The following is a 15,729-nucleotide window of genomic DNA, read 5'->3' as shown; positions in this document are numbered from 1 at the left end:
CGCGGTGCGAAAGCGGGTGGGACAACGATCCGCCCGCTTTGCACTGCGTGCAGGATTCAACGGCTTCGACGAATCCACAAACAATACGCGGCGATCGCGGCCAACATCGCGCCGTCAACCATACCCAGCAACGGGAGCGGGTTCGTCCACTTGTCCATGTTGGTGGTGCGCGCGTAGTAGGGCGGACCGTCGCCGTACGCCTCATTGAGACTGATTGCGTTGAACGCGCAAGCGAGCAGGATAGCCGTCAGGAGCGCCACACCGATCAAGTTGCGCAATGGGCGTTTTCGCATGTCAGCATTGAACCGTCAGCGGAACATGGCACTCGGGCGCACCTTTTGTCGCGTCCTCGATCTCTCGAACGAAATCTTCCATTCCGGCATGAAGATTGATGCATCCCGCAGACCCGGCATGCGTACCGCCGTCGATAAAGAATCCGCCGCGACCGAACGTTTGTGTACCGGGCATGACGTGAATGGTCAGTCGGTGATCGCCCCATGCTGCGCGCGAAGTTGGGTTGTACCAGCGATTCGTCCACATTTGGGGAGGCTGAACCCGATATCGACCAGGTGGTATAGGACCAACATTTTCCGCCTGATGGCGGTTGCCGATTGAGCACACCAGGTGAGTGGCGTTCCATCATAGCGGGGCTACGCTGGATTTCGGTCGCTATGCAGATCGGAACGCACTGTGTTCAAGCGGTTGAACCAGGCTCTCGAGCCCGATCCACGGGACGCCACCACTCACGCATACCCTCATGCGCAAACGCGTCGAACCGCACATGCCGAGCCGATGGTGTGGGGATCTTGGCCGCTAGCCCTGAACGACCGGCTTGATCAGCGTCGTCGTGATCGGTACGAAGCCGCACGCGCGATAGAGAGCGCGGGCAGCCGTGTTGTGATTGAACACCGACAACCCGATCTCCGTGACGCCATGACGGCGCGCCTCGGCCTCGAGCGCATCGAGCGCGCGCGTGGCCCAGCCCTGGCGGCGCCGGGACGGGGCGATGTCGAGGTCGTAGATGAACAGCGTGCGGTGGGGCCCTTCGGTCACGATCGCGTACCAGAGATCGCCGACCGTATCGCCGGTGGCGGTGTCGATCAGCTGGACGAGCGTCTGGCCGGCAGTGAGCAGGCCGTCGGGCAGCAGCGTATCGAAGCAGGCACGGGCGCGGCCCGCCGCGTCGTCGATCGCGTTCTGCCCGGATGACACGAGGTCGCGCGCGTAGCCATCGATGGCGCGCGTGCGGTATGCGTGGAATTCGCCGGCCGTCATCGGCCGCATCTGCAGCATGGCCCGGAGTCGCGAGGGAAGTCGGACTTCCAGTGTAGCGGGACGGTCGCACCGGCGCGCGACGCGGCAGCCGACAACGGGCACGCAGGTGCGGCGAGCGCCGCGCCGAATCAGCGAATCAGCGAATCAGCGAATCAGCGAATCAGCGACGGTACAGGACGATCGGCACGAGGTTCGCACGACGCATACGCTCGACTTCAGCGTGACGGGCAGCATACGAATAATCCGAGTCGAGCGGCAGGTGCGGGGAGACGAACAGGTCGTCGATCTTTTGCAGCAGGGCGAGAATGAAGCTCATTTGAGACTCCTGACAGAGGCGCTAGGGTTTTCCCTTAGATGGACTCCATTTTAAGGGTTTTCCCTGAACTCTGCCAGCATGCCGCATCAGTTTGCCGCGCCCATGCCGTCGTCTCGCGACGCCAGAAGACGACGATCCTTGCCCGGCGGGACGTTGCAGGTAGGGTCCGACCTTTTAGCGAGTTCGACGCGCGCGCTTCGCGACTGCCGCCTCACGATTCGCATTGCGCTGGAGCCGGTCGACCTGCGACAGCAGCGCGTCGTGGTGGTCCGCGAGAGTCATCAGTGTCGCCTGCTGCGTCGATAGATCGGCTGCCAACCGGTCGATCCGCTGTTGGCGAACGTCCAGTTCCTGTTTCAGGTGTGCGATTTGCCGGGTTTGCAGCACCAGCGCGGCGAGCCCCGCGAACACGACGACCGCCAGCGCCAGCAGCAGCCGGTTGACGCGGCGCATCTCGCGATCGGCCGCGTGCTTGACGCCGGCCATGTCCGCCTGCAACGCGGCGAGCCGATCGGACAGCGGACGCAGATGGGTGTCGGGATCGAAGGCCGACGCACTCGGCGAGGCCGGTTGCGGGCGATCGGCCGACGGCTTCGTCACGAACGACGCCGCGGACGCCACCGGCTGCACGGCCGGCGACGCCGGCACTGCGGCGCGCGCCGCATCGCCGGCGGTCGCCGCAACGGTCGGCGGAACGGGCTTCGCCTGTTCAACGGACGCCTGCGGCTCATCGAATCGCACCGGCTGCTCGGTCGTCGATGATGCAGAAACCGAAGCCGGCTCTGCGTTCGCACCAACCGCATCCGCTTGCGGCTCACCGCGCCCCGCTGCCATGTCGTGCGCGCCGTTCGCTGCACGCCGCTTGCCGCCTGACGACGCCCGGCGCGCCTTCGCTGCCCCGCCGGGCGTGCGCGCTGCTTCATCGCGTTTGCCCGGCGCACCGGGGCCCGCCACATCGCTGCCCGGTTTCACGGACCGATCTCCGATGACCGCGCCCGGCGCACCGGCGACCGCAATCGCACTCGCCGCCGCCAGCGCGGCATCCGTTCCGGCATCGTCGGCAGCTTCCGGCACGCCGCCGGCCTTCGGCTGCGCGCCGCCGACCACCGGCTCGCCGAGCGCAGTCGCACCGATGCCGCCGGGCTGCTCCATGTCGACTGCCTTGGTTGCGTCGGCATCGGACGCGCGCATGACATTCGCGTCGCGCACATCGCGATGTCCTGCCGCCGGTCCCGCTTCCGCCGACATCGCAACGCCGCCATCCGACACCACGATCGCAGCAGGCGCATCGAACCCGTCCAGCGTCGCCTGCCGGGCGGCGTGCTCGCTGTCCGCCACGGCAGCGGCCGCCTGCATGTCCGCCAAGGTATCGTCACGCGCAACGCCCGCCGCACGCGCATCGGGCTCGAACACCGGATCGCCGAACAGGTCGAGCGTGCGTTCGTCCCGCTGCGCATCGCCAGCCGGCACGTGGCCGGGCCGCGCGGATGCGCTGGCGGCGGTATCCGCGGCGGCCGCGACCGAGCGCGAGCGCGAACGGGCCGACGAACGATGGGAACGGGAACGCGAGCGAGGCTGGGAGACGGATTCGGTCATGGAGTCGGATTACAGGCCCGCGCACGCGGAACCGGATGTCGAACGGAATCGGTGACCGGCCATTGTCGCATGACCGATCGCCGACCCGGCCGGTCGGATGCCGTCTATTCGTCGCCGGCCACGCCGTTGCCTTCATCGAAGCGTGTCACGCACGGCAGCGCGCGCAGCTTGTCGCAGATCGCGCGATATTCGAGATCCGACACGCGCGCAAGCGCGATGCGCACCTCGTCGTGCTCGCCGGTCTCGTCGGCGCGCTGCACGATGAACTGCTTCACGCGCGCGCTGTCGGGACCGAGCGCCGCATGCAGCGAATCGAACGTCAGCGCGCCGCTCACCACGGTCAGCGCGAACTGGCGGCGCTGGCGCACCGTGAAGTAGCGGCGCTCGAGCGGCTTGATGCCGGCCAGGATGATGAGGATGATCACCGTCGCGGAAATCGACGCGACGTAGAGGCCGCCGCCCACCGCGAGGCCGATCGCGGCCACCGACCACAGGCTCGCGGCCGTCGTCAGCCCGCGCACGATCTCGCCGCGCAGCAGGATCGAGCCCGCGCCGAGGAAACCGATGCCCGACACCACCTGCGCGGCGATCCGCGACGGATCGAGCACGATGTGATCGCTGCTGCCGAGCACGTCGGCGAAGCCGAACGCCGACACGATCATGATGAGCGTCGAGCCGACGCAGACGAGCATGTGCGTGCGCAGGCCCGCCGCCCATGAAAGGCGCTCGCGCTCGAAGCCGATGACGCTGCCGAGCGCCGCCGCGAGAACCAGCCGCATCACGAGTTCCAGATTGCTGAGCATCCGATTTATCTCCTTTTTTGGTGTCGGCGCTGCGGAATGTTTTATCCTTGGCCCGGCCGCGCCGATTGTCCGGGCCGCGCCGACACGTTCCGATCAACCGTACAACTCCGCCATGTCCGTATCCGAATCCGCTTCCGCCCAGGCCGCCCAGTTGCGCGACCATTTTGCGCACGTCATCTTGCCGATCTGGCAGGGTTCAGGGTTCGACCACACGCTGCGGCTGCCGTTCGAGGCGGTCGATCCGGCCACTCACGCACCGCTGCCCGTCACCCGTTATCGCGCAATGGCGTGCGCACGGCAACTGTTCGTGTTCGCGCAGGCCGGCCACACCGCGCACGCGGCCACGCTGTTCGATTCGCTGTGCAGCCGCTTCCGCGACCCGATTCACGGCGGGTGGTTCTATAGCGTCGACGCGCAAGGCGCGCCGCTCGACACGACGAAAGATCTCTACACGCACGCGTTCGTCGTGTTCGCGTGCGCCGCATGGCATGCGGCGTCGGGCGACGCCGCCGCGCGCACGGTCGCCGAGGACACCGCCGCACTGATCCAGGACCGCTTCGCGCCTCAGCCGGGCGACGCGCTGCTCGACGCCGCGCGTCACGCCGATTTCTCGTCATCGGGCAGCGGCGCACTGCAGAACCCGCTGATGCATCTGACGGAAGCGTGGCTCGCCGCGGCCGACGCGTTCGGCGACGCGGCGTTTAACGATGCGCTCGCGTGCACCGCGCAAGCCGTCGAGCGCACGTTCGTCGATCCGGCGACCGGTTGCGTCGCCGAGCTGCCGCTCGGCGCGGCCGGCAACCGCTTCGAGCCCGGCCATCAGTTCGAATGGTTCTATCTGGTCGACGCGGCCGGCGCGCGGCTCGCGCACACCGGGCTGCGCGGCGCGCTGTCGCGCGCGTTCGAGTTCGCGGAACGGCACGGCATCGATCCGCAGACGGGCGCCGTATGCGCGGCGCTCGACGCGCAAGGCGCATGCATCGACGGCACACAGCGGATCTGGGCGCAGACCGAATACCTGCGCGCGCTCGCGACGCACGGCGGCACGCCGGCGTCCGCGCCGCTCGCGCAGCAGATCGAGCGCTTCGCCACGCGCTTCCTGCATCCGCGCGGCTGGTTCGAGTGCAAGGCGGCCGACGGGCAGGTGTCGCGCGCGGACATGCCGTCGACGACGCCCTACCACCTCGCGACTGCCTACGCGGCGCTGCCCGCCGGTTCGTAATCCGCAGCGGCGTCGGCAAACGGCGACGACGCGCGTGCATCGCGCGCACCGCTGCCGCTGCGCGCGTCGCCCAGTTCGAACACCGACACCGCCTGCATCAGGTGCGCGGTCTGCTCGTTCAGCGACGCGGCCGCCGCCGCGACTTCCTCGACCAGCGCCGCGTTCTGCTGCGTCAGTTGATCCATCTGCGTGACGGCCTGGTTCACCTGCTCGATGCCGACGCTCTGCTCGACCGACGCGGCCGTGATCTCCGACATCGTCTGCACGACGCGCGTGATCGACGCCGAGACCGTCCGCATCGCGTCGCCGGCGCGCTCGACCAGTTCCGAGCCGCCGTCGATCTGCGCGACCGATTCCTCGATCAGCGCCTTGATCTCCTTCGCCGACTGCGCGCTGCGCTGCGCGAGCGAGCGCACTTCGCCCGCGACCACCGCGAAGCCGCGGCCCTGCTCGCCGGCGCGCGCCGCTTCCACGGCCGCGTTCAGCGCGAGGATGTTGGTCTGGAACGCGATGCCGTCGATCACCGAGATGATCTCCGCGATCCGCCCGGAGCTCTGCGCGATGCCGCGCATCCGGTCGATCACGCTGTCCACCACGCCGCCGCCGTGACGCGTCGCGTCGAGCGCCGCGTCGGCCAGCGCGCTGGCTGCGCGCGCGCTGTCGGTGTTCTGGCGGACGGTCGCGGTCAGCTCCTCCATGCTCGCGGCCGTTTCCTCGAGCGACGCGGCCTGCGTGCCGGTGCGCGCGGACAGGTCCGCGTTGCCGCCGGCGATCTCGCCCGCACCGAGGTGGATCGCGTCGGACGCCTGACGCACGGTGCGCACGGTGTCCGCGATGCTCGCCTGCATCGCGGCGAGGCCGCGCAGCATCCGGTCGATTTCGAACACGCCGCGCGCCCGCACGGCTTCGTCGAGCCGGCCTTGCGCGATCCGCTCGAAATGGCGGCCGGCTTCGTCGAGCGGCGCGACCACCGCGCGCCGCGCGGCCGCGTAGATGGCCGCGCTCGCCGCGAGCATCGCCACCAGCAGCACGATGCCGACCCACTTGAACCACCGGATCCCGCCGTCGATCGTGTCGAGCGCGGCGCGGCTCGATGCGCCGCCGTAGTCCGTGAAACGATGCAGTTCGGCGATGTATGCGTCCTGGAAGCCTTGCGTCGGCTGGTCGAGGAACGCCTGGATGTTGTCGGCATCGAGGAACTGCACGAGTTCGCCGAGCGCGCCGCGCAGTGCGCGATAGCGCTCGGCGAGCGCCGCGACGCGCGCGCGGTTGGTTTCGTCGACGGCCTGCGCGGCCGTCAGCGACGCGAACGCCTTGTCCGCTTCGGCGAGCGAAGCGCTCGCATGGCGGATGATCTCGTCGGGCTTCGGGCCGCCGCGGACCATCCGCGTGCCGGCGCGCGACAGGTTCACGCGCGCGTCGAGCAGGCGCTCGGTGGCCTGGCTCGCCGCGTCGACCTGCGCGATCGCGACGTTCGACAGATCGTCGACGCCGCTGCGCGTCGACGCGAGCGCCCAGAAGCCGAGCGCCTCGATCGCGAACAGAAAGAGGCAAAACACGGTCAACACGCCGAGCAGACCCGACGCGAGCTTGATTTTTCCGAACATGGGAAGATTTCCTGGAGAGCCGACGATGGTGCAATGAGGAATGCCCCGGCATTAGCGGCATTTCTTCGTCGGACTTTAGTGTGCCCGGTTGCATACGCCCGGCTGGGGCTGCCGGCAAGGGTGTGCGTATCGGTGCTGCTGCCGCGTCATTCCTGTCGAATCGCCGTCAAACGAGGACAACTCCGACGTTCGACGCAATAATCGCGTCGCATCGCGTCGGCAATTGCACGAAAAGCGGACGAATTTCCTTGCTTATCCGCAGCCCCCTTCCTAGAGTTCAGCGCAAGCGGACACGCATTGCGAGGCAACTCGATGACGGACATCACGGACCACGCGCGCGGCGCATTGCGCGCGCAACCGTTCAGCATGTTGCTGGGCACGCAGTTGATGCATATCGGCGACAACGAGGTGTCGCTGTGCCTGCCCGTGCGGGACGAACTGCGGCAGCAGCACGGCTTCGTGCACGGCGGCGTGATCGGCTATCTCGCCGACAACGCGCTGACGTTCGCCGGCGCGCTCGTGCTCGGCCCGCGCGTAATCACCGCCGAATACAAGATCAACTACCTGCGGCCGGCCGTGAACGGCACGCTCGTCGCGCGCGCGAAGGTCGTCTACGCGGGGCGGCACCAGGCGACCTGCCAGTGTCATGTGTTCGTCATCGACGGCGATCACGAGCGGCTCGTCGCGATCGCGCAAGGCACGATCAATCGCGTCGGCGACGGGAAGATGCCGGATGCGCCGGAGGAAAAGGCGTGAATTGCTTTGGGGCCGGCACGCCGGTGATCACGTGACCGGCCACAGGCAATGCGATTTCGCGCCGGCCCGGTCTATCGCTTCATCGCAGCAAGATAGACGGCGTCGCGATCGCGTCGCCCCCCCTGCAACGACACGCACGATCACTTCCACACCCCGCACCTCGCAGACGAGTCGGTAGCCGGCGCTACGCAGCTCGATCTTGTAGCGGTCTGGATGGCCATGCAATTTGGCCGACTGAACGCGAGGGTTCTGGAGCCGCTCGGCAAGTCGAGATTTGAACTGGTCGCGGATGGTGCGATCGAGCTTCTTCCACTCTCTCGGCGCAGGTTCGAGAAAGGCCAGCTCAAAGGTCATTCGGCTTGACGTTGACGACCTTGCTTGGCTCGCGCGTTGGCGACTGCGTTGCCTTCGATGACTTCGAGACGTTCGACCATCGCTTCCCACGTCTTCGCCGGAATGCAATAGAACGCGGGCGCGTGGTGATTCAGAATCGCGACCGGAAAGCCCTCGCCCGCCGCGACGGCGCCCATTGGATTGCGCTTCAGCTCCGAAACGCTCGCCGTAACGTTGGCTCGGATAGTGTGACGCACATCGGCGCCTTCATCGATCGAAGCCCGATTTTGCTCTATTTAGCACCAAATTCAGCACCATATTTGGTGTCTTTCGTCGTCTCGCCGCACCGTGTCGAGTGTTCGGGACCGATGCCGACGCGGACCTATTCCGCTCCATCCGCCTTCAACGGCATGAACCGCGGCGCCACGCGCGCCCGGATGTTGCCGGCCGCATCGGTGCGGTAGATCCCGCGCGCCGAATTGTGCGGATGCGCGACTGCGTCGGCGATGCTCAGCACTGGCGCGAAGCACGCGTCCGTCCCTTCGAGCAGCCCGCGCCAGTATGTGGACGGCTGCTGCGCGAACACATCCGCGAAACGCGCCTTCAGCGCCGGCCAGCGCGCGCGGTCGTACTGCGACGCCGGATCGACGTCGGTCAACCCGAGCCGCTCGATCAGCAGCGCATAGAACGGCGGCTCGAGCGCGCCGATCGTCACGTATTCGCCATCCGCGCAGCGATAGACATCGTAGAACGGCGCGTCGTGGAACAGGCTCGGCTGCGCGCCGTCGAGCTGTCCGTTCGCACGCGCCCACAGCGCGAGCGAGCCGAGCATCGACACGATGTCGACGATCGCACCGTCGACCACGCGCCCCGCGCCGCCGCCGCGCACGTCGAACAGTGCGCAGACGATCCCGAATGCAAGCCCGAGCGCGCCGCCCGCGTCGCCGACGACGGTCGGGGGCACGCCCGGCCGCCCGTCGCGCGGCGCGGACAACGAAAGCAGCCCCGTCAGCGCGACGTAGTTGAGGTCGTGTCCGGCAGCCGACGCGAGCGGGCCGTCCTGGCCCCAGCCGGTCATGCGTCCGTACACGAGTGTCGGATTGGCGCGTGCGCAATCGTCGGGACCGAGGCCAAGGCGCTCCATCACGCCGGGCCGCAGGCCTTCGATCAGCGCGTCGGCCTGTGCGATCAGCGCGAGCGCGGCGTCGCGGCCGGCCGCGGTTTTCAGGTCGAGTTCGACGATCGTCTTGCCTTCGCGCAGCAGGTCGCCGTCGCGGCCCCGTAGCGCGTCGGGTGCGCTCGTGCGGCCGGCCGGGCGTGTGATCAGCGTGATGCGGGCGCCCATGCCGGCGAGCATCCAGGCCGCGAGCGGGCCCGGGCCGAGGCCTTCGAATTCGACGATGTGGACGCCGGACAGCGGGACACCTGGCGACATACGATTCTCCTGTCGACCCACGTTAGCGCTTTAGCGCTTACGTGGGTCCCATGCTTCGCGGTCGACCCACGTTGGCGCGTTAGCGCTTACGTGGGCCCCATGCTTCGCGGTCGGCCCAGGTTGGCGCTTCGGCATTCACGCTGCCCCCGTGCTTCGCAACCAACCCACATCAACCTTTCGGCACCGACGCCTGCATCAACAAAAAATCCCTGCACGGCGGGATACGCCGTGCAGGGATCGATTACCGGTCGCCGCCGCTTCGCGAGCGATAACCGACGCGTATCAGAACGCATCCCCCGGCACCCGCACCCAGCCTTCCATCAGCACGCGCGCGCTGCGGCTCATGATCGCCTTCGTGACCGTCCATTCGCCGTTCTCGAACCGCGCTTGCGCACCGACGCGCAGCGTGCCCGACGGATGACCGAAGCGCACCGCGTTGCGCTCGCCGCCGCCCGCCGCGAGATTGACGAGCGTGCCGGGAATCGCCGCGGCCGTGCCGATCGCGACCGCCGCCGTGCCCATCATCGCGTGGTGCAGCTTGCCCATCGACATCGCGCGCACCAGCAGGTCGACATCGCCCGCATTCACGCGCTTGCCGCTCGACGCGACATAGTCGGCCGGCTTCGCGACGAACGCGACCTTCGGCGTGTGCTGACGCGTCGCGATCTCGTCGAGCGTGTCGATCAGCCCCATGCGCAACGCACCGTGCGCACGGATCGTCTCGAACTTCTCGAGCGCCTTCGGGTCGCCGTTGATCGCGTCCTGCAATTCCGTGCCCGTGTAGCCGATCGCTTCAGCCTCGACGAAGATCGTCGGGATCCCCGCGTTGATCATCGTCGCCTTCAGCGTGCCGATGCCCGGCACGGCCAGATCGTCGACGAGGTTGCCGGTCGGGAACATCGAGCCGCCCGCGCCTTCTTCCTCGGCGGCCGGGTCCATGAACTCGAGCTGCACTTCGGCGGCCGGGAACGTGACGCCGTCCAGCTCGAAGTCGCCCGTCTCCTGCACCGCGCCGTTCACGATCGGCACATGCGCAATGATCGTCTTGCCGATGTTCGCCTGCCAGATGCGCACGGTCGCGATGCCGTCGCGCGGCACGCGCGACGCATCGACGAGGCCGCCGCCGATCGCGAACGGGCCGACCGCCGCCGACAGGTTCCCGCAGTTGCCGGTCCAGTCGACGAACGCGCGGTCGATCGCGACCTGCCCGAACAGGTAATCGACGTCGTGACCGGGCCGCGTGCTCTTCGACACGATCACGGTCTTGCTCGTCGACGACGTCGCGCCGCCCATCCCGTCGATCTGCTTGCCGTACGGGTCGGGGCTGCCGATCACGCGCAAGAGCAGCGCGTCGCGCGCGGCGCCCGGCGTCTGCGCGGCGTCCGGCAAATCCTGCAGCCGGAAGAACACGCCCTTGCTGGTGCCGCCGCGCATGTAGGTCGCGGGAATCCTGATTTGAGGAATGTGAGCCATGTTGTGTGTTGTCCCTGTGTGACCGGGTCAAGCCGCCTGCGACGACTCGAGGAAGTCCTGCGCGAAACGCTGCAGCACGCCGCCCGCTTCGTAGATCGACACTTCCTCGGCCGTATCGAGCCGGCACGTCACCGGCACCTCGACACGTTCGCCGTTCCTGCGATGAATCACGAGCGTGAGGTCGGCGCGCGGCGTGCGCTCGCCGATCACGTCGAAGGTCTCGGTGCCGTCGATGCCGAGCGTCGTCCGGTTCGTGCCCGGCTTGAATTCGAGCGGCAGCACGCCCATCCCGATCAGGTTCGTGCGATGGATCCGCTCGAAGCCTTCGGCGACGATCGCCTCGACGCCCGCGAGCCGCACGCCCTTCGCGGCCCAGTCGCGCGACGAGCCCTGGCCGTAGTCCGCACCGGCGATCACGATCAGCGGCTGCTTGCGATTCATGTACGTCTCGATCGCTTCCCACATCCGCATGACCGTGCCGTCCGGCTCGACGCGCGCGAGCGAGCCCTTCTTCACGGCGCCATCGACGACCGCCATCTCGTTGACGAGCGTCGGGTTCGCGAAGGTCGCGCGCTGCGCGGTCAGGTGGTCTCCGCGGTGCGTCGCGTACGAGTTGAAGTCCTCTTCCGGCAGGCCCATCTTCGCGAGATACTCGCCGGCCGCGCTGCTCGCGAGAATCGCGTTCGACGGCGACAGGTGGTCGGTCGTGATGTTGTCGCCGAGCACCGCGAGCGGGCGCATGCCCTTCAACGTGCGTTCGCCGGCCAGCGCACCTTCCCAGTACGGCGGACGGCGGATATACGTGCTCTGCGGCCGCCAGTCGTACAGCGGCGCCGCGCGCTCGCCCGCATCGGCCGTGCGCGCGAACATCGGTTCGTAGACCTTGCGGAACTGCTCGGGCTTCACGCTCGACGCGACGATCGCATCGATCTCCTCGTCGGTCGGCCAGATGTCCTTCAGCGTGACGGGCCGGCCGTCCTGATCGTGGCCGAGCACGTCCTTCTCGATGTCGAAGCGGATCGTGCCGGCGATCGCATACGCGACGACGAGCGGCGGCGACGCAAGGAACGCCTGCTTCGCATACGGATGGATGCGGCCGTCGAAGTTGCGGTTGCCGGACAGCACGGCCGTCGCGTACAGGTCGCGATCGACGATTTCCTGCTGGATCGTCGGATCGAGCGCGCCCGACATCCCGTTGCAGGTCGTGCACGCAAACGCGACGATGCCGAAGCCGAGCTTCTCGAGTTCGGGCAGCAGCTTCGCTTCTTCCAGATACAGCTCGACCGCCTTCGAGCCGGGCGCGAGCGAGCTCTTGACCCACGGCTTGCGCGTGAGGCCCTTCGCGTTCGCGTTGCGCGCGAGCAGCCCCGCGGCGATCACGTTGCGCGGATTGCTGGTGTTCGTGCAACTCGTGATCGCCGCGATGATCACCGCGCCATCGGGCATCTCGCCCGGCTTCTCTTCCCACCGGCCGGCGACGCCGCGTGCGGCGAGATCGGACGTCGGCAGCCGCTTGTGCGGGTTCGACGGGCCGGCCATGTTGCGCACCACGCTCGACAGGTCGAACGTCAGCGTGCGCTCGTACTGCGCGTTCTTCAGCGTGTCGGCCCACAGGCCGGCCGTCTTCGCGTACGTCTCGACCAGCTTCACCTGCTCGTCGCTGCGGCCGGTGAGGCGCAGGTAGTCGATCGTCTGGCCGTCGATGAAGAACATCGCGGCCGTCGCGCCGTATTCGGGCGCCATGTTCGAGATCGTCGCGCGATCGCCGAGCGTCAGGCTCGCCGCGCCTTCGCCGCGGAATTCCAGATACGCGCCGACGACTTTCTCCTTGCGCAGGAACTCGGTCAGCGCGAGCACGACGTCGGTCGCAGTGATGCCGGGCTGACGCTTGCCGGTCAACTCGACGCCGACGATGTCGGGCAGGCGCATCCACGACGCGCGGCCGAGCATCACGTTCTCGGCTTCCAGCCCGCCGACGCCGATCGCGATCACGCCGAGCGCATCGACGTGCGGCGTGTGGCTGTCGGTGCCGACGCAGGTGTCCGGGTACGCGACGCCGTCCTGCGCCTGGATCACCGGCGACATCTTCTCCAGGTTGATCTGGTGCATGATGCCGTTGCCCGGCGGGATCACGTCGACGTTCTCGAACGAACGCTTCGTCCATTCGATGAAGTGGAAGCGATCCTCGTTGCGGCGATCCTCGATCGCGCGGTTCTTCGCGAACGCGTCCGGATCGAAGCCGCCGCATTCGACGGCGAGCGAGTGATCGACGATCAGCTGCACGGGCACGACCGGGTTCACCTTCGCCGGGTCGCCGCCGCGCTCGGCGATCGCGTCGCGCAGGCCTGCCAGGTCGACGAGCGCCGTCTGGCCGAGGATGTCGTGGCACACCACGCGCGCCGGAAACCACGGGAAATCGCGCTCGCGCTTGCGCTCGATGATCTGCTTCAGCGAATCGGCGAGGATCGCCGGATCGCAGCGCCGTACGAGGTTTTCGGCGAGCACGCGCGACGTGTACGGCAGCGTGTCGTATGCGCCGGGGGCGATCGCTTCGACCGCGGCACGCGCGTCGAAGTAGTCCAGCGACGTGCCGGGCAAGGGTTTGCGGTAGGCGGTATTCATGATGTGGGGCGGAATTCGGGGTGAGACATGCCGCGCGCGCCGGCGGCGGCCCGCGTCACGGGCGCCGGCGCGCGCGGCGCAGCGATCAGCGCTTCTCGATCGGCACGAACTGCAGGTCTTCCGGACCGGTGTAGTTCGCGCTCGGGCGGATGATCTTGTTGTCGATGCGCTGCTCGATGATGTGCGCGCTCCAGCCGGACGTGCGCGAGATCACGAACAGCGGCGTGAACATCGCGGTCGGCACGCCCATCATGTGATACGACACGGCGCTGAACCAGTCGAGGTTCGGGAACATCTTCTTCGCGTCCCACATCACCGATTCCAGCCGCTCGGCGATGCTGTACAGCTTCAGGTCGCCCGCTTCCTTCGACAGCTTGTGCGCGACGCCCTTGATCACCTTGTTGCGCGGATCGGAGATCGTGTAGACCGGATGGCCGAAGCCGATCACGACCTCCTTGTTCTCGACGCGGCGGCGGATGTCGGCTTCGGCGTCGTCCGGCGAGCTGTAGCGGCTCTGGATCTCGTACGCGACTTCGTTCGCGCCGCCGTGCTTCGGCCCGCGCAGCGCGCCGATCGCGCCGGTGATCGCCGAATAGATGTCCGAGCCCGTGCCCGCGATCACGCGGCCCGTGAACGTCGACGCGTTGAACTCGTGCTCCGCATACAGGATCAGCGACGTGTGCATCGCGTCGACCCACGACTTCGACGGTGTCTTGCCGTGCAGCAGGTGCAGGAAGTGGCCGCCGATCGAGTCGTCGTCGGTTTCCGTCTCGATGCGCTTGCCGTTGTGCGAGAAGTGATACCAGTACAGCAGCATCGAGCCGAGCGACGCCATCAGCCGGTCGGCGATGTCGCGCGCGCCCGGCAGGTTGTGATCGTCCTTCTCCGGCAGCACGGTGCCGAGCACCGACACGCCCGTGCGCATCACGTCCATCGGATGAGCGGAAGCCGGGATCTGCTCGAGCGCCGCCTTCAGCGCGCTCGGCAGGCCGCGCAGCGCGCGCAGCTTCGTCTTGTACGCGGCCAGTTCGGTCAGGTTCGGCAGCGTGCCGTGCACCAGCAGGTGTGCGATTTCCTCGAACTCGCACGATTCGGCGACGTCGAGAATGTCGTAGCCGCGGTAGTGCAGGTCGTTGCCGGTCTTGCCGACCGTGCACAGCGCCGTGTTGCCGGCCGTCACGCCCGACAGCGCCACCGACTTCTTCGGCTTGAACGCGCCTGCGGCGGCCGGTGCTGCTGCGTCTTTCGTCTCGCTCATGTTTCCGTTCTCCAATGGGGATCGATCTCGGCCGGGGCCGGCGCTGCGGCGCGCGCCCCGGCTTCATGCAATGCGTTCCGGGAACCGTGTCCCGGCGCGCGGGCGCGTTACTTCTTGCCCTGCGCGAACAGCTCGTCGAGCTTCTGCTCGTACGCGTGATAGCCGAGGAAGTCGTACAGCTCGGCGCGCGTCTGCATCGTCGGCACCGCGGCTTTCTGCGTGCCGTCGCGGCGCAGCGTCTCGTAGAAATTCAGCGCGGCCTTATTCATCGCGCGATACGCGCCGCAGCAATACAGCGCGATGTCGACGTTCGCCTCGCGCAGCTCGTCGACCGTAAACAGCGGCGTCGAGCCGAACTCGGTCAGGTTCGCAAGGATCGGCACCTTCACGGCAGCCTTGAAACGGCGGTAGTCGTCGAGCGTCTTCATCGCTTCCGGGAAGATCATGTCCGCGCCGGCTTCCACATAGGCGATCGCGCGCTCGATCGCCGCGTCGATCCCTTCGGCGGCGGCCGCGTCGGTGCGGGCCATGATCACGAACTGGTCGTCGGTCCGCGCATCGACCGCGGCCTTCACGCGATCGACCATTTCCTCGGTCGGCACGACCTCCTTGCCCGGACGGTGGCCGCAGCGCTTCTGGCCGACCTGGTCCTCGATGTGGACCGCCGCGACGCCCGCGTTGATGAACGAGCGGATCGTGCGCGCGATGTTGAATGCGCCGCCCCAGCCCGTGTCGATGTCGACGAGCAGCGGCAGATCGGTCGCGTTGGTGATCCGGCTCGCGTCGATCAGCACGTCTTCCATCGTGCTGATGCCGAGATCGGGAATCCCGAGCGAATTCGCGGCGACGCCGCCGCCCGACAGGTAGACGGCCTTGAAACCGACGGCCTGGGCCATCTTGGCCGCATACGCGGTGATCGCGCCGACCACCTGCAGCGGCTGTTCGGCCGCGACTGCCGCGCGAAACTTCGCGCCGGCGCTCTGAAGATGCGTGTTGCTCATGAACGGCCTCCTGAAGGAATGACCATGAACAG

The 15,729-nt window shown here is 67.7% G+C and carries 15 protein-coding genes and 1 pseudogene; 2 read left to right on the top strand and 14 right to left on the bottom strand.

Annotated elements, in window-relative coordinates; translation table 11 throughout:
* Positions 1–56: 56 nt before the first annotated feature.
* From BSE24067_RS13790 to BSE24067_RS13765, 6 genes are all read right to left on the bottom strand, one after another.
* The gene (locus BSE24067_RS13790; RefSeq protein ID WP_151065000.1) at positions 57–293 is read right to left on the bottom strand and encodes a hypothetical protein; all 237 of its coding nucleotides are present in this window, start codon (positions 291–293) and stop codon (positions 57–59) included.
* 1 nt (position 294) lies between these two features.
* Positions 295–621 carry a L,D-transpeptidase gene (locus BSE24067_RS32970; protein WP_341826497.1) on the bottom strand — a complete coding sequence of 109 codons (327 nt, stop codon included), beginning with the start codon at positions 619–621 and terminating at the stop codon, positions 295–297.
* A 192-nt stretch (positions 622–813) separates the two neighbouring features.
* Complete coding sequence (locus BSE24067_RS13780) at positions 814–1,293, bottom strand: GNAT family N-acetyltransferase (protein ID WP_151065001.1); 480 nt, start codon at positions 1,291–1,293, stop codon at positions 814–816.
* A gap of 142 nt (positions 1,294–1,435) precedes the next feature.
* Positions 1,436–1,591, bottom strand: a complete 156-nt coding sequence (locus BSE24067_RS13775) for a hypothetical protein (protein WP_170297478.1) — start codon at positions 1,589–1,591, stop codon at positions 1,436–1,438.
* A gap of 174 nt (positions 1,592–1,765) precedes the next feature.
* Complete coding sequence (locus BSE24067_RS13770; protein WP_151065002.1) at positions 1,766–3,187, bottom strand: flagellar hook-length control protein FliK; 1,422 nt, start codon at positions 3,185–3,187, stop codon at positions 1,766–1,768.
* 104 nt (positions 3,188–3,291) lie between these two features.
* Entirely contained in the window at positions 3,292–3,990 is a 699-nt protein-coding gene (locus tag BSE24067_RS13765; protein ID WP_151065003.1) for an MgtC/SapB family protein, read from the bottom strand.
* A gap of 112 nt (positions 3,991–4,102) precedes the next feature.
* Between BSE24067_RS13765 and BSE24067_RS13760 the strand changes: the two genes are divergently transcribed.
* On the top strand, positions 4,103–5,212 hold the full coding sequence (locus BSE24067_RS13760; RefSeq protein WP_151065004.1) for an AGE family epimerase/isomerase: 1,110 nt from the start codon (positions 4,103–4,105) through the stop codon (positions 5,210–5,212).
* On the opposite strand, the gene BSE24067_RS13755 is transcribed toward BSE24067_RS13760, so the two are convergent.
* A complete protein-coding gene (locus BSE24067_RS13755) occupies positions 5,185–6,819 on the bottom strand; it encodes a methyl-accepting chemotaxis protein (protein WP_151065005.1) in 1,635 nt (544 codons plus the stop codon). The two genes, BSE24067_RS13760 and BSE24067_RS13755, sit on opposite strands and share 28 nt — an antisense overlap.
* Before the next feature lie 312 nt (positions 6,820–7,131).
* Between BSE24067_RS13755 and BSE24067_RS13750 the strand changes: the two genes are divergently transcribed.
* Positions 7,132–7,575 (top strand): PaaI family thioesterase, encoded by a 444-nt coding sequence (locus tag BSE24067_RS13750; RefSeq protein WP_151065006.1) that lies wholly within the window; start codon positions 7,132–7,134, stop codon positions 7,573–7,575.
* A 71-nt stretch (positions 7,576–7,646) separates the two neighbouring features.
* Here BSE24067_RS13750 and BSE24067_RS13745 read toward each other — a convergent pair.
* The 7 genes and pseudogenes from BSE24067_RS13745 to prpB form a co-directional block, all read right to left on the bottom strand.
* Positions 7,647–7,929, bottom strand: a pseudogene (locus BSE24067_RS13745) (type II toxin-antitoxin system RelE family toxin).
* Positions 7,926–8,105 carry a type II toxin-antitoxin system Phd/YefM family antitoxin gene (locus tag BSE24067_RS13740; RefSeq protein WP_244130503.1) on the bottom strand — a complete coding sequence of 60 codons (180 nt, stop codon included), beginning with the start codon at positions 8,103–8,105 and terminating at the stop codon, positions 7,926–7,928. Before BSE24067_RS13740 ends, BSE24067_RS13745 begins: the two are co-directional and overlap by 4 nt.
* Before the next feature lie 185 nt (positions 8,106–8,290).
* The gene (locus BSE24067_RS13735) at positions 8,291–9,343 is read right to left on the bottom strand and encodes a CaiB/BaiF CoA transferase family protein (RefSeq protein WP_151065007.1); all 1,053 of its coding nucleotides are present in this window, start codon (positions 9,341–9,343) and stop codon (positions 8,291–8,293) included.
* 282 nt (positions 9,344–9,625) lie between these two features.
* Positions 9,626–10,816 carry a 2-methylaconitate cis-trans isomerase PrpF gene (gene prpF, locus BSE24067_RS13730; protein WP_151065008.1) on the bottom strand — a complete coding sequence of 397 codons (1,191 nt, stop codon included), beginning with the start codon at positions 10,814–10,816 and terminating at the stop codon, positions 9,626–9,628.
* A gap of 27 nt (positions 10,817–10,843) precedes the next feature.
* Positions 10,844–13,438, bottom strand: a complete 2,595-nt coding sequence (gene acnD / locus BSE24067_RS13725; protein ID WP_151065009.1) for a Fe/S-dependent 2-methylisocitrate dehydratase AcnD — start codon at positions 13,436–13,438, stop codon at positions 10,844–10,846.
* 85 nt (positions 13,439–13,523) lie between these two features.
* Entirely contained in the window at positions 13,524–14,696 is a 1,173-nt protein-coding gene (prpC, locus tag BSE24067_RS13720) for a bifunctional 2-methylcitrate synthase/citrate synthase (protein WP_040138846.1), read from the bottom strand.
* A gap of 107 nt (positions 14,697–14,803) precedes the next feature.
* Complete coding sequence (gene prpB, locus BSE24067_RS13715; RefSeq protein WP_151065010.1) at positions 14,804–15,697, bottom strand: methylisocitrate lyase; 894 nt, start codon at positions 15,695–15,697, stop codon at positions 14,804–14,806.
* Positions 15,698–15,729: the final 32 nt, after the last annotated feature.

It is taken from the genome of Burkholderia latens (assembly GCF_902499045.1).
Lineage (GTDB): Bacteria > Pseudomonadota > Gammaproteobacteria > Burkholderiales > Burkholderiaceae > Burkholderia > Burkholderia latens.
This window is presented reverse-complemented; position numbering and strand designations above follow the sequence as displayed.

Bases quoted from the DNA above. Each gene is read 5' to 3' on its own strand.
- BSE24067_RS13790 (WP_151065000.1), bottom strand. From the start codon at position 293: ATGCGAAAACGCCCATTGCGCAACTTGATCGGTGTGGCGCTCCTGACG.
- BSE24067_RS13780 (WP_151065001.1), bottom strand. From the start codon at position 1,293: ATGCTGCAGATGCGGCCGATGACGGCCGGCGAATTCCACGCATACCGC.
- BSE24067_RS13775 (WP_170297478.1), bottom strand. From the start codon at position 1,591: ATGAGCTTCATTCTCGCCCTGCTGCAAAAGATCGACGACCTGTTCGTC.
- BSE24067_RS13770 (WP_151065002.1), bottom strand. From the start codon at position 3,187: ATGACCGAATCCGTCTCCCAGCCTCGCTCGCGTTCCCGTTCCCATCGT.
- BSE24067_RS13765 (WP_151065003.1), bottom strand. From the start codon at position 3,990: ATGCTCAGCAATCTGGAACTCGTGATGCGGCTGGTTCTCGCGGCGGCG.
- BSE24067_RS13760 (WP_151065004.1), top strand. From the start codon at position 4,103: ATGTCCGTATCCGAATCCGCTTCCGCCCAGGCCGCCCAGTTGCGCGAC.
- BSE24067_RS13755 (WP_151065005.1), bottom strand. From the start codon at position 6,819: ATGTTCGGAAAAATCAAGCTCGCGTCGGGTCTGCTCGGCGTGTTGACC.
- BSE24067_RS13750 (WP_151065006.1), top strand. From the start codon at position 7,132: ATGACGGACATCACGGACCACGCGCGCGGCGCATTGCGCGCGCAACCG.
- BSE24067_RS13740 (WP_244130503.1), bottom strand. From the start codon at position 8,105: ATGGGCGCCGTCGCGGCGGGCGAGGGCTTTCCGGTCGCGATTCTGAAT.
- BSE24067_RS13735 (WP_151065007.1), bottom strand. From the start codon at position 9,343: ATGTCGCCAGGTGTCCCGCTGTCCGGCGTCCACATCGTCGAATTCGAA.
- prpF (WP_151065008.1), bottom strand. From the start codon at position 10,816: ATGGCTCACATTCCTCAAATCAGGATTCCCGCGACCTACATGCGCGGC.
- acnD (WP_151065009.1), bottom strand. From the start codon at position 13,438: ATGAATACCGCCTACCGCAAACCCTTGCCCGGCACGTCGCTGGACTAC.
- prpC (WP_040138846.1), bottom strand. From the start codon at position 14,696: ATGAGCGAGACGAAAGACGCAGCAGCACCGGCCGCCGCAGGCGCGTTC.
- prpB (WP_151065010.1), bottom strand. From the start codon at position 15,697: ATGAGCAACACGCATCTTCAGAGCGCCGGCGCGAAGTTTCGCGCGGCA.